Genomic DNA, 12986 nt, shown 5'->3' with positions numbered 1-12986 from the left:
GTTCATTCGGCAGCGATAGCGGATGCCGGTGCCGCTGTCTCCCCCTGGGCGCGGGCGGCCCCATGTCGCGTCTCGGGCAGGGCGAGAATGCAGATGGCGGCGCCGATCGCAGCGACGAGGCCCAGGCTGATGAACGCCGCGCTGTAGCCCGCGCCGACCACGGCGAAGCCGGCCAGCGTCGTCGACAGCGCCGCGCCGATGCTCTGGGCGGTGATGACCGCGCCTTGCGCGACGTTGAAGCGGCCGGTGTTGCGCATGAGATCGGCAACGATGACGGGAAAGATCGCGCCAAAAATGCCGGCGCCGACGCCGTCGAGCAGCTGCACGCCGACCAGCCAGAAAGGATTGTCGGAGAGCGTGTAGAGTGCGCCGCGGATAGGAAGGATCAGCAGGGCCGCGAGGAAGAACCGCTTGTGGCCCCAGCGGTCGGCCCTGGCACCGACCAGCATGGCAAACGGCACCATCACGACTTGCGCCGCGACGATGCAGGCCGACATCAGGCTGGTGCCCATGTTCTTGTCCTGCAGCGCCAGTTTCTGCCCGACCAGTGGCAGCATCGCCGCGTTGGAGAGGTGAAAGAGCAACACGCAGATGGCAAAGACGAGGAGGGGGCGGCAAGTCAGAAGCACGGCGATGCCTGACGGCGTGTCCTGTTGCGCATCCGTACCCGCATCGTGCAGCCCGCGGGCGAGGTCGTGATCGATGGCGCGGGCGGGGATCGCGAGGATGCTGAGAAGGCTCGCGATCGCCATCGCGCTCAGAAGATAGAAGACGACGGTCGGGCCGAACCAATAGGCGGAGACGCCCGCCAATGCGGCCGCGACCGCATTGCCGGCGTGGTTGAAGGTTTCGTTGCGGCCGATCCGCCGGGTGAAGGCGGCGCGGCCGAAGATGCCGAGCGAAACGGCGGCAATCGCAGGTGGAAAGATCACGACGGCGGCCTGCGCGATCCCTTGCGAGATCGCGACGGGCAGGAAGCTCGGAAACAGCGGCAGCGACAACGAAGCCAGTGTCACCATGATCGCGGCAATCACCATCATCAGCCGCTTCGCCCGCGTCGCATCGACCAGCGCTCCGGCCGGCGTCTGCGCCACGATGCCGGCGATGGTCGCGACCGACATCACGAGGCCGATGCGCGCCTCGTCCCAGTGCTGCTCGGTGAGAAGATAGACGGCGAGGTAAGGTCCGAGACCGTCGCGGACGTCGGCGAGGAAGAAATTGGCCGCATCCAGCGCCCGGCCGGCTTGCCTTGCTCGATCGGGAGTTTCGCTGGACATCGGTTTCTCGATCGTCGTTGTGTCTATCAGCGCGCGCCAAGCACTTCGCTGTCGTCCCGGGCAAGCGTAAGCGCAGGTCTGGGACCCATAACCACAGGATGAAGTTTGGCGAAGATTGCCGGCTACGAGCTCACGCTACAACGTCCGTCTCGGAGTATGGGTCCCGGATAGGCGCGCGCTTTTTGCGCGCTTGTCCGGGACGACAGCGGTAAGCTTCGCTCACATTCACCGCGCCACCGACAACTTCTCCGTGATTGCCTTGCGCAGGATGCGCGACAGCGATTCCACCGAATACGGCTTCTGGATCAACTCGAAACCGCGATGGGCGTTTTCGGCGAGCACGTTGCTGTAGCCGGAGGTGAGCACTACGGGCAGGCCCGGATAGCGCTCGCGGATGATGCCGGCGAGCTCGACGCCGTTCATGCCGGGCATGATGACGTCGGAGAACACGAGGTCGACGGCGAATTCGTTCTCGCCGAGGATCGCCAGCGCCGCGTTGGCGTTGGCGACGCGGCGGACGACATAGCCGAGATCCTCCAGCAGCTCGGTGGAGAACTGGCCGACATCGTCATTGTCCTCGACCACGAGCACGCGGTAGCCGCGCCCGGTGGTGGCGGCCTCGTGGATCAGTGCCGCGGCTTCTTTCTCGGCGACAGGGCTCTGGGCCTGCGGCAGGTAGATCGTGAAGGTTGCGCCCTTGCCCTGCGTGCTCGTCACCGCGACGTCACCCTCGGACTGCTTGGCGAAGCCAAACGCCTGGCTGAGACCGAGGCCGGTGCCCTTGCCGACCTCCTTGGTCGTGAAGAACGGCTCGAAGATCGAATCGAGATGCTCCGGCGCGATGCCGCTGCCGGTATCGGTGACCGAGATCGCGACATAGTCGCCGCTGCGCGCAGACTGCGCGCGCAAGCTGGGGATGCCGGAAACCTTGCGCACCGCGATGGTAAGGCTGCCTTCGCCCTCCATGGCGTCCCGGGCGTTGATGGCGAGGTTGATCAGCGCGGTCTCGAACTGGGCGATGTCGGCGATGGTGAAGCAGTCGGCGTCTTGAATCTCCACCGCGATTTCGATGCGACCGCCGACCAGCGGCCGGACCAGTTGCGCGACACCCTCGACCTGGCTGCCGACGTTGAAGATCTGCGGCTTCAGCGGCTGCCGGCGCGCGAACGCCAGAAGCTGAGCGGTCAGCTTGGAGGCACGCTCGACCGTGTCGGAGATGGCATCGACATAGCGGCGGCGGCGCTCTTCCGGCAGCTCGCGGCGGCGCAGGAAATCGGTGGCCGAGCGGATGATGGTGAGGAGGTTGTTGAAGTCGTGGGCGACGCCGCCGGTGAGCTGGCCGATCGCCTCCATCTTCTGCGACTGCCGCAATGCTTCCTCGCCGCGGCGCCGCTCGGTGATGTCGACGGCTTCAGGGACCGCGCCGGTGATGTTGCCGTGGCGGTCGAGCACGGGGCGCATGCCGAAGTCGAAATCACGCTCGCCGATGGGAAGGCGCAGGCGCATCTCGAGCCGCACGGCTTCGCCCTTGAGTACGGTGTGGAACGCTTCGCGCACCAGCGCGCTCATGCCCTCCGTCGCGCTGAACCAGGGCGTCTCCCACAGCGGCTTTCCGATCACCTCCGAGGAATGAGCCCCCATGCCGTCGAGTGCGGTCTTGTTGGCGTAGAGAAGTTCGCCGCTGAGATTGACGAGGCCCTGATATTGGTTGCTGGTCTCCAGGATCGCGCGCAGCCGCGCCTCGTTGGATTCGAGCTCGGCGGTGCGCTCGGCGATGCGCTCTTCCAGCGTCTCGTTGAGCCGCCGGAGCTCGATCTCGGCCTGCTTGGCGACGGTGATGTCGTGGGCGACCCCGATGAAGCCGATATGCTTGCCGGTGGGGTCCCAGCGCGGCTGCGATTCCGAGCGCAGCCAGCGCCATTCGCCGCTGGCATTCTTGTAGCGCGCTTCAAGCACGAAGGGTTTCAGCGAGGCTTCGCCCTGGACCGATTGCTGCAGCACATGCGGCAGGTCGTCCGGATGCAGCACCTTGCGCCAGTCGAAGGCGATCGCCTGATCGTAGGGCAGGCCGACGAAGTCGACATAGGCCTGGTTGGCAAAGGACCGCGTGCGGTCGAGCTTGGTCACCCAGATCGGCACCGGGGCGCTGTCGGCGATCAGGCGGAAGCGTTCCTCGCTTTCGCGCAGGGTCTCGCGCGCGAGCATCTGGTCGGTGACGTCGATATGGGCGCCGACGAGGCGGATGGCGCGGCCGTCCTTGTCGCGCTCGATCTTGGCGACGACCCGGATCCAGCGGGTCTCGCCGTCATTGGGACGGATGATGCGGTATTCGGCGGTGTAGTCTTCGCTGGTGCCGGCGAGTGCATCGATGAAGTGCTTGACGGTGGCGTCGCGGTCGTCGGGATGGATACGATTGACCCAATCCTCGTGCGATTCCTCGGCCGCCTCCGGCGGCAGGCCGTGGAGCATCAGATATTCGGGCGAACGCCGGTTCTTGAAGCCCTCGCGGAAGTCGACCTCGACGCCGCCGACCTTGCCGATGCGCTGGATGCGCGCCAGCTCGGTCTCGCGCTCCTGAAGCGCACGATAGGCGTTGTCGCGCTCGCGCGCGACGTCTTCGAGGTGCTGACGCAGCCTTTCGGCAGCGATGGTCTCGGGCAAAGGATCGTTCAAGGGATCGTTCAAGGCATCGGCCGTTGTCATGCGGGAGCGCACGTGCCGAAGCGATATTCACACAGACGGAGCGTGATGGCCATTGCCTACAAGGGAGCGCCTGGCGGGAAATGTGGGCTTGCGTGGACCGGGAAAAGATACGTCTCTCCAATTCCTGGTCTGGCTATTTGTTCCAGAGACTGGAACGATCAGCCTGCGGATGCGTCTTCGCGAGGCGCCATGACGGGCTGCCATGAAGCTCTCCTTTCCGAAGAGGCTAAATCTTGAAGCTCTTTCTCTGCCAGGCCTGCGGCAACGTCCTCTATTTCGAGAACCGCGCCTGTGAACGATGCGGTCATCGGGTCGCTTTCCTGCCGGAGCAGGAGACGATGTCGGCGATCGAGCCGGACGGAGAGGCCTGGAGAATGCTGGCCGACAAGGGCCAAAGCCGGATGCTGTGCCGGAACGCTGGGTACGATGCCTGCAACTGGCTCACGGACGCGGGCGATACCACCGGCTACTGCCGCGCCTGCCGCCATAATGGGATGGTGCCGAACCTCTCGGATCCGGCGCAGCTCGCCGGCTGGCGCGAGCTGGAGGTGGCGAAGCACCGTCTGTTCTATTCCCTGATCCGCTGGAAGCTGCCGCTCCGGACGCGGCAGGACGACCCCGAGCATGGTCTGATCTTCAATTTCCTGGCCGACGATCCGAACAGCGGCGAGAGGATCCTGACGGGCCACGACAACGGCCTGATCACGATTGCGCTGACTGAGGCCGACACCATCGAGCGCGAGCGGCGCAGGCTCGAAATGGGCGAGCCGTACCGGACGCTGCTCGGGCATTTTCGCCACGAGGTCGGGCACTATTTCTGGGACGTGCTGGTGCGGGACGGCGGCAAGCTCGAAGAATGCCGCGCGGTCTTTGGCGACGATTCTGTCGATTACGGCCAGGCGCTACAGCGCCACTATGCCGAGGGGCCGCCACCCGACTGGCAGCAGAGCTACGTTTCGGCCTATGCCACCACCCATCCCTGGGAAGACTTCGCGGAGACCTGGGCGCACTATCTCCACATCGTGGATGCCCTGGAGATGGCCGGCGAATTCGGCATGGAGGTGCGCCCCAAGGTCGACCGTGACGGGGAGTTGACGGCGCGGATCCGGTTCAATCCCTACGAGGCCCGCGACGTCGACGCGCTGCTGAGCGCATGGCTGCCCTTCACCTTCGCCATGAACAGCGTCAACCGCGCCATGGGCCTGCGCGACCTCTATCCCTTCATCCTGTCGCCCGCGGTGGTCAGCAAGCTCGGCTTCATTCACGGCCTGGTCAGGGACGTGGCCAAGGACGCCAAGGACGCCAAGGAAGCCAAGGAAGCCAGGGAGGCCAGCAAGGCCCAGGACGTCTCGGGCCGTCGCTAGAGGCGTGTCGAGCCCCCTTTGGTCTTGCGCTGGTACGCCAGAACGGGCCGGATTTAGACCGTTGCCTCCGGCCCATTTTGATGTACCACGGAAGCCACACGGCCCGTCCCATAGGCCCCAACGGCCAGGGAAGGGTCCCGCCCAAGGTCGAGACTCAAGAAAAGCATGTTCAAACGCATCCTGATCGCCAATCGCGGCGAAATCGCCTGCCGGGTCATCAAGACTGCCCGCAAGATGGGAATTCAGACGGTTGCGGTCTATTCCGAGGCCGATCGCGACGCCCTCCATGTCGAGATGGCCGACGAGGCCGTGCTGATCGGCCCGCCCGCGGCCGCCGAGAGCTACCTGGTGATCGAGAAGATCGTCGAGGCCTGCCGCAAGACGGGCGCCGAGGCCGTGCATCCCGGTTACGGCTTCCTGTCCGAACGCGAGGCATTTCCGCGCGCGCTGGAGGCGGCCGGTATCGTCTTCATCGGCCCGAACCCGGGCGCGATCGCTGCGATGGGCGACAAGATCGAGTCGAAGAAGGCGGCCGCCAAGGCCAAGGTCTCGACCGTGCCGGGCCATCTCGGCGTCATCGAGGATGACAAGCACGCGGTCAGGATCGCCGACGAGATCGGCTACCCCGTGATGATCAAGGCCTCCGCGGGTGGCGGCGGCAAGGGCATGCGCATTGCGCATTCGAAGTCCGAGGTCGCCGAAGGCTTCAATCTCGCCAAGGCCGAGGCCAAGGCCTCGTTCGGCGACGACCGTGTCTTCGTCGAGAAGTTCATCGTCGATCCCCGCCACATCGAGATCCAGGTGCTGGGCGACAAGCACGGCAACGTCATCTATCTCGGCGAGCGCGAATGCTCGATCCAGCGCCGCAACCAGAAGGTCATCGAGGAGGCGCCGTCGCCGCTGCTCGACGAGGCCACGCGCCGCAAGATGGGCGAGCAGGCGGTCGCGCTGGCCAAAGCCGTGAACTACGATTCCGCCGGCACCGTCGAGTTCGTCGCGGGGCAGGACAAGAGCTTCTACTTCCTGGAGATGAACACGCGCCTGCAGGTCGAGCATCCCGTCACCGAGCTCGTCACCGGCATCGATCTCGTCGAGCAGATGATCCGCGTTGCCGCGGGCGAGAAGCTCGCCATCGCTCAGAAGGACGTCACGCTGACGGGCTGGGCGGTGGAATCGCGTCTCTACGCCGAAGACCCGTTCCGCAACTTCCTGCCCTCGATCGGACGTCTGGTGAAATATCGTCCGCCGGCGGAAGCCAGCCACGACGGCATCACCATCCGCAACGACACCGGCGTGCAGGAGGGCGGCGAGATCTCGATCCATTATGATCCGATGATCGCCAAGCTCGTCACCCACGCGCCCTCGCGTGCGGCCGCGATCGAGGCACAGGCGACCGCGCTGGATTCGTTCTATGTCGACGGCATCCGCCACAACATCCCATTCCTGTCGGCCTTGATGCATCATCCGCGCTGGCGCGAGGGCCGGCTCTCGACCGGCTTCATCGCCGAGGAATTCCCCAAGGGCTTTGCGGTGCGCGTGCCGGAAGGCGAGGTCGCGCGGCGCATCGCCGCGGTCGGCGCCGCCATCGACCACGTGCTGGGAGAGCGCAAGCGGCAGATCTCGGGCCAGATGGGCGGCCGCATCGTGCAGCGCGAGCGGCGCCGCGCGGTCTGGCTCGACCGCCAGGAGATCCAGCTCGAGGTCGCGCGCGAGGGCGAGGCGATCGCGATCCGCTTCATCGATGCCGAGGGCAAGGCCGGCAACGCGCATCTGCTGGCCTCGCCATGGAAGCCGGGCGATGCGGTCTGGCAGGGCACCATCGACGGCCAGTTCGTCGCGCTGCAGGCGCGGCCGATCCCGAACGGCATCCGCCTCGCGCATCAGGGCGTCGAGGTGCCGGTCTATGTCTGGACCGAAGCGGAAGCCGCATCCGCGCGGCTGATGCCAGTGACGACGGCCTCCGACAGCGGCAAGAAGCTGCTCTGTCCGATGCCCGGCCTCGTGGTCTCGATCGCGGTGACCGAGGGGCAGGAGGTCAAGGCCGGCGAGACGCTGGCGGTGGTCGAAGCCATGAAGATGCAGAATGTGCTGCGTGCCGAGCAGGACGGCACGGTGAAGAAGGTTCACGCCAGCGCCGGCGCGACGCTGGCCGTGGACGCGCTGATCCTGGAGTTTGCGTAAGAGCGCTTCGGGCACAACAGGAGACCCTCACCCCGAGGAGTCCCGCCTTCGCGGCGTCTCGAAGGGCGAGGCCACCAGCCCGGCCTTTCATCCTTCGAGACGCGCGCCAAGAGCGCGCTCCTCAGGATGAGAAATTGAGAGTGAGGCACCATGGCCTTTCGTTCCCGCCGCGAGAAACTTCGCTCCGTTCTGTCGGACGCTGCTTGCGTCCATCCCGGCTCGGTCTACGACGCCATCTCGATCCGCATCGCCGAGGATCTCGGCTTTCCGCTCGGCATGTTCGGCGGTTCGGTCGCCTCGCTCGCCGTGCTTGGCGATCCCGATATCACACTGATCACGCTCACGGAGCTTGCCGAGCAGATGCGGCGGATGTCGCGCGCGTCCGCGCTGCCCGTGCTGGTCGATGCCGATCACGGCTATGGCAACGCGCTCAATGTCCGCCGCACCGTGCAGGAACTGGAGACGGCTGGCGCCGCCGGCCTCACCATCGAGGACACCCTGCTGCCGGCGGCCTTTGGCGAAGCGAAGACGCAGTTGATCTCGCTCGAGGAAGGTGTCGGCAAGATGAAGGCCGCGCTGAGCGGCCGCGGCGACGCCTCGCTGGTCATCATGGGGCGAACGGGCGCTGCTTCAATCACCTCGATCGAGGACGCGATACGCCGCGCCAAGGCTTATGAGGCCGCCGGTGTCGATGCGCTGTTCTTCACCGGCATCAAGTCGCGGGCCGAACTCGAGGCGGTGAGCGCTGCGACGCGCCTGCCGATCGTGCTCGGCGGGGCGCCCGAGGACTTGAGCGCGCTCGATTACCTCGCTAGCCACCGCGTGCGTATCGCGCTGCAGGGCCACGCACCGATCGCCGCCGCGACGCAGGCCGTGTACGCGACCCAGAAGGCGCTCCGCGACGGTGCATCGCCGAAAGACCTCCAAGGGCTCGCATCGTCGGAACTGACGGCCCGCGTCATGCGCGAGGCCGACGTCAAGGCGCGCAGCGCCGAATTCCTCGGATTGAAAAAATGAGCCGGGCGATCCTCCAGGTGATGATCCGCGGGCGCGTGCAGGGCGTCGGCTATCGGGCCTGGGTGGAGTATCAGGCGACGGCGAGCGGCCTCGAGGGGTGGGTTCGCAACCGCCGCGACGGCAGCGTGGAAGCACTGTTTGCCGGCACGCCGAAGCACGTCGCCGACATGGTCGCGCTGTGCCGCCACGGTCCGCCATCCTCGCGCGTCGACAATGTGACCAGCGAGACCGCCGGAGCGGACGAATTGAATCTGCGCAGGGCAGGGGAAGCGTTTTCGGTGCTGCCCACGGTGTAGGTGTAGCTCTCAAGAGAAGTCGTCATGCCCGGGTCTGTCCCGGGCAAAGGCGCTCTTGCGCCGTGCCCACCATGACCTTGCGATCCCCGGTGACTCCGCCCTACGGCACCGTGTCGGACACCCCAAAAACAAAAGCCCCGCGAACCGGATCCCGGTCGCGGGGCCTTTTAACTCTGGCGTTCTGCCGGTTCGTCCGTGGTCAGAACGCTGCGTGGGCGTTAGCCGACGCGGAGATTGTCAGCCGACGACTTGCCGCTGCGGCGGTCGGCGACGATGTCGAACGAGACCTTCTGACCCTCGTTGAGGGAGGAGAGGCCGGCGCGCTCGACGGCGCTGATGTGCACAAACACGTCCTTCTGGCCGTCGTCCGGCTGGATGAAACCATAACCCTTTTGGGTGTTGAACCACTTCACGGTGCCCATAGCCATGGGAATTTCCTTTAGTTAGTTAGAGAGAGTACGCACGTGGACCGGTACGCAGCATTGCGCCCATAGCCCTGTTCAGTCGATGTTTGGAGAAGTCATCTGAAGCGTGCGCGCCCGTTAGCAACGAGGCGAAGCGGCCCAGTCGTTCGGCCAAGTATCGATGATCACAATATAGCGAGAATTTGGGGCCAGTTCAAGGCACCACCCGTGGTCCGAAACGTCGTCCGACTTTTCTATTTTGCGGTGCAAAGTAACGGTCCGGATGCACCTCAATCCACGATGAAAAGCGTCGCCCCGGTTGCGGTCGAGGACCGGTGCGCGGCGTCGCCGAAATCCGAGACCTGGTAGCTCATGCCCGCCGTCAGCTTGAAGGTGCGGCCATCGCGCAGCTCGGAACGGAGCTCGCCCTCCAGCACGTAGAGCACGTGGCCGCGATCGCACCAATGGTCGGCCAGGTAGCCGGGTGAATATTCCACCATCCGGACCCGGAGATCGCCGATATTGAGCGTACGCCACGTGGCCTGCCCGGTCTCACCGGGATGCCTGGTCGGCTCGACCTTGCTCCAGTCGGTGACGGTGAAGGGGGAGGTGGGGAGTTTCATGGGGGAGTCCTGTCGTGAGAGCCGGCAGTTTTGTCGTTAGCGCACGCCGTCGCGCCAGTCTCCGTCAATGCGAGCGCAGCGAAGCAATCCAGAAATGCATCCGCGGCGACAGTCTGGATTGCTTCGCTGCGTTCGCAATGACGAGGAGAGAGCACCGTCACCCCGCCAGATGGTTCGCCGAGCCCTGCACGATCAGCCCCGCCTCGTTCACCCGCAGATATTCGCAGATCTTCTTGCCCCGCTCGTTGGCGTAAAACACCACGACGCTGTCCGGGCTGACGAACAGGTCGATCAGCGTGAAATGCAGCTCCGGCACCAGCCCGAGCGCCTTGCCCCAATAGGTGCGCAAGGCATCCTTGCCGAGCACGGTGCCGCTGGCATCGAAACCCAGCATCGGGATGCGGTCCGAGGTCATCAATGCCGCCTCGTCGTAGAGCGTGAGCACGCGCTCGAGATCGCGCGCGTTCCAGGCCTCGACCCAGGTCCGGCCGAGCGCGGCCAGCGTCGATGGCTGGTGATGCGAGGACATGTGTTGCGAAGACATGGCGTTCTCCCTGATCGCCCCTGTTCAAGAGCGGGGCATAATAGGTCAATAATACTTACCCTATATGGGTTTGTCCATGCCCAAAGAAGCATGTGGGCGCGCGACAGGCGCGGTTGCGGGCAGGGCCGCGCCAGCGTATTTGCTGGCCATGACAGCAGCACAGAACGACCGCTCCGCGTCGACGCCCTCCGTGGCCTCGGCGCACGACAAGATTCTCATCGTCGACTTCGGCAGCCAGGTGACGCAGCTGATCGCGCGTCGCGTGCGCGAGGACGGCGTCTATTGCGAGATCGTCCCGTTCAACAAGGCCGAAGCCGCCTTCAACGAAATGAAGCCGAAAGCGGTGATCCTCTCGGGCGGTCCCGAATCGGTGCACGAGGCCGGCTCGCCGCGCGCCCCGCAAGCCATCTTCGATTCCGGCGTGCCCGTAATGGGCATCTGCTACGGCCAGATGACCATGGCGGAGCAGCTTGGCGGTACCGTCGAGGGCGGCCATCACCGCGAGTTCGGCCGCGCCGATGTCGAGGTCAAGGCCGAGAGCCAGCTGTTCGCGGACGTCTGGTCCTCAGGCAGCAAGAACCAGGTCTGGATGAGCCATGGCGACCGCATCACCAAGATGCCGCCGGGCTTCTCCGTCGCCGGCACCTCGCCGAATGCACCGTTCGCGATCATCCAGGACGAGAAGCGCAAATATTACGGCCTGATGTTCCACCCGGAAGTGGTGCACACGCCCGACGGTGCGAAACTCATCCGCAACTTCGTGCGCAAGATCGCAGGCCTCAGCGGCGACTGGACCATGCGCGCCTTCCGCGAGGAGGAAATCGCAAAGATCCGCCAGCAGGTCGGCAAGGGCAAGGTGATCTGCGGCCTGTCCGGCGGCGTCGATTCCGCCGTCGCGGCCGTCTTGATCCACGAGGCCATCGGCGACCAGCTCACCTGCGTGTTCGTCGATCATGGCCTGCTCCGCCTCGACGAGGCCAAGACGGTGGTCGACCTGTTCCGCCACCACTACAACATCCCGCTGGTGCACGTGGATGCCTCGAAACAGTTTTTGGGCGAGCTCGAAGGCGTCACCGACCCCGAAACCAAGCGCAAGACCATCGGGCGCCTCTTCATCGAGGTGTTCGAGGCCGAGGCCAAGAAGATCGGCGGCGCCGACTTCCTGGCGCAAGGCACGCTCTATCCCGACGTGATCGAGAGCGTCTCCTTCACCGGCGGCCCCTCCGTCACCATCAAGTCGCACCACAATGTCGGCGGTCTCCCAGAGCGCATGAACATGAAGCTCGTCGAGCCCTTGCGCGAGCTGTTCAAGGACGAGGTGCGCAAGCTCGGGCGCGAACTCGGCCTGCCCGAAATCTTCGTCGGCCGCCACCCGTTCCCGGGCCCCGGCCTTGCCATCCGCTGCCCCGGCGATATCACGAAGGACAAGCTCGACATCCTGCGCAAGGCGGACGCCGTCTATATCGACCAGATCCGCAAGCACGGCCTCTACGACGAGATCTGGCAGGCTTTTGCCGTGCTGCTGCCGGTGAAGACCGTCGGCGTCATGGGCGACGGCCGCACGTATGACTACGTCGTGGGCCTTCGCGCCGTGACGTCGACCGACGGCATGACCGCGGACTTCTACCAGTTCGACATGAAGTTTCTCGGCGAGACCGCGACGCGCATCATCAACGAAGTGAAGGGCGTGAACCGGGTGGTGTACGACGTGACGAGCAAGCCGCCTGGGACGATTGAGTGGGAGTAGGGTAGTCGGCGGCTGTGGCGCAGTTTGGCGTAGTTTGGTCGAGTTGTTCTCGCTTCCTTCGCGTTGAGAATTTTGACCGAAGCAGTGAGCTTGGCTTATCCCAGCAGAGGTCCGAAATCCATTGCGTCTTCACTGATGGAGTATCGCAGCGCGCTCGATCGTACAGAAGGGTCGGGCGCTTAAGGCCTGGCCAGGAGCACCGACGGGTTTTGGGGCAAACCGGACATCGGCGCCCATCGTGAGGTCGCCAGCGGGCCAAAGCTGCCTTCGAACGCTGGGACGTAGGCTTACGCGCGAGTCGTCAAAGCCGAGAGCTGATCTGTATCGTAGCGGTTTCGCAGATCGGCGAGCACCTTTGGATCCGGCGCCCCCTGCGCTGCGAGTTTCGCGAGCTCTTCGAAATAATGCTCGTGGCCGGGCGGAGAAACGGTCATCAGCACGTGAGCCGGCTTCTCGCTGATATTCGTGATGTTGTGCGGCACTCCCGGCGGGATGAACAGATAGGTTCCGGGTGTTGCGCGGATTGTCCTGTCGCCGACATGCCACTCACACTCGCCTTCGAGCAGGTAGAAGGTCTCCTCCTGCACCCGGTGAACATGCCGCCCTGTGGCGAACCCCGCCGGGATCGTCCAGTCGAACATGCTCGTGTGCTTGGTATTTTCGCTGGTGACGAGGAACACCATAGGGTGACCACGCAGGATGACCCCCTTCGTCTCATCGGGCATGCGAATGACGGCATCGGCGCTCATGTGATCCTCCATTGACCAAATGCTAATTCCTGCAAGCACTTGTGCAACATCGGCCGTCCGTGCCGGGATGTCGTGAATCCG

At 64.9% G+C, this 12986-nt stretch carries 11 protein-coding genes; 5 read left to right on the top strand and 6 right to left on the bottom strand.

The window, feature by feature from the left end; genetic code table 11:
• Positions 1 to 2 precede the first annotated feature (2 nt).
• Together XH83_RS21070 and XH83_RS21065 are read right to left on the bottom strand one after the other, a co-directional pair.
• Complete coding sequence (locus tag XH83_RS21070) at positions 3 to 1277, bottom strand: MFS transporter (protein WP_194402693.1); 1275 nt, start codon at positions 1275 to 1277, stop codon at positions 3 to 5.
• Between the two features lie 225 nt (positions 1278 to 1502).
• Complete coding sequence (locus XH83_RS21065) at positions 1503 to 3992, bottom strand: PAS domain-containing sensor histidine kinase (RefSeq protein WP_194402692.1); 2490 nt, start codon at positions 3990 to 3992, stop codon at positions 1503 to 1505.
• A gap of 221 nt (positions 3993 to 4213) precedes the next feature.
• On the opposite strand from XH83_RS21065, the gene XH83_RS21060 reads away from it, so the two are divergent.
• From XH83_RS21060 to XH83_RS21045, 4 genes are all read left to right on the top strand, one after another.
• Positions 4214 to 5344 (top strand): putative zinc-binding metallopeptidase, encoded by a 1131-nt coding sequence (locus XH83_RS21060; protein ID WP_194402691.1) that lies wholly within the window; start codon positions 4214 to 4216, stop codon positions 5342 to 5344.
• Positions 5345 to 5509: 165 nt separating this feature from the next.
• Positions 5510 to 7525: an acetyl/propionyl/methylcrotonyl-CoA carboxylase subunit alpha gene (locus XH83_RS21055; RefSeq protein ID WP_194402690.1), complete on the top strand. Its 2016-nt coding sequence runs from the start codon at positions 5510 to 5512 to the stop codon at positions 7523 to 7525.
• Between the two features lie 150 nt (positions 7526 to 7675).
• Positions 7676 to 8542, top strand: a complete 867-nt coding sequence (locus tag XH83_RS21050) for an oxaloacetate decarboxylase (protein ID WP_194402689.1) — start codon at positions 7676 to 7678, stop codon at positions 8540 to 8542.
• Positions 8539 to 8838 carry an acylphosphatase gene (locus XH83_RS21045; RefSeq protein ID WP_194402688.1) on the top strand — a complete coding sequence of 100 codons (300 nt, stop codon included), beginning with the start codon at positions 8539 to 8541 and terminating at the stop codon, positions 8836 to 8838. The genes XH83_RS21050 and XH83_RS21045 overlap by 4 nt, the downstream gene beginning before the upstream one ends.
• A gap of 218 nt (positions 8839 to 9056) precedes the next feature.
• On the opposite strand, the gene XH83_RS21040 is transcribed toward XH83_RS21045, so the two are convergent.
• From XH83_RS21040 to XH83_RS21030, 3 genes are all read right to left on the bottom strand, one after another.
• The gene (locus tag XH83_RS21040) at positions 9057 to 9266 is read right to left on the bottom strand and encodes a cold-shock protein (protein ID WP_008141931.1); all 210 of its coding nucleotides are present in this window, start codon (positions 9264 to 9266) and stop codon (positions 9057 to 9059) included.
• A gap of 266 nt (positions 9267 to 9532) precedes the next feature.
• Positions 9533 to 9865, bottom strand: a complete 333-nt coding sequence (locus XH83_RS21035; protein ID WP_194402687.1) for a DHCW motif cupin fold protein — start codon at positions 9863 to 9865, stop codon at positions 9533 to 9535.
• Positions 9866 to 10022: 157 nt separating this feature from the next.
• A complete protein-coding gene (locus tag XH83_RS21030) occupies positions 10023 to 10394 on the bottom strand; it encodes a nuclear transport factor 2 family protein (protein WP_194408350.1) in 372 nt (123 codons plus the stop codon).
• 163 nt (positions 10395 to 10557) lie between these two features.
• Between XH83_RS21030 and guaA the strand changes: the two genes are divergently transcribed.
• Positions 10558 to 12156 (top strand): glutamine-hydrolyzing GMP synthase, encoded by a 1599-nt coding sequence (gene guaA, locus XH83_RS21025; protein WP_194402686.1) that lies wholly within the window; start codon positions 10558 to 10560, stop codon positions 12154 to 12156.
• A gap of 287 nt (positions 12157 to 12443) precedes the next feature.
• Here the strand turns inward: guaA and XH83_RS21020 are convergent, their stop codons facing one another.
• The gene (locus tag XH83_RS21020; RefSeq protein WP_194402685.1) at positions 12444 to 12905 is read right to left on the bottom strand and encodes a cupin domain-containing protein; all 462 of its coding nucleotides are present in this window, start codon (positions 12903 to 12905) and stop codon (positions 12444 to 12446) included.
• Positions 12906 to 12986 lie beyond the last annotated feature (81 nt).

This window comes from Bradyrhizobium sp. CCBAU 53351 (genome assembly GCF_015291745.1).
GTDB lineage: Bacteria > Pseudomonadota > Alphaproteobacteria > Rhizobiales > Xanthobacteraceae > Bradyrhizobium.
Note: the sequence above shows the minus strand (reverse complement) of the source record. Positions and strands in the feature narration are given on the sequence as shown.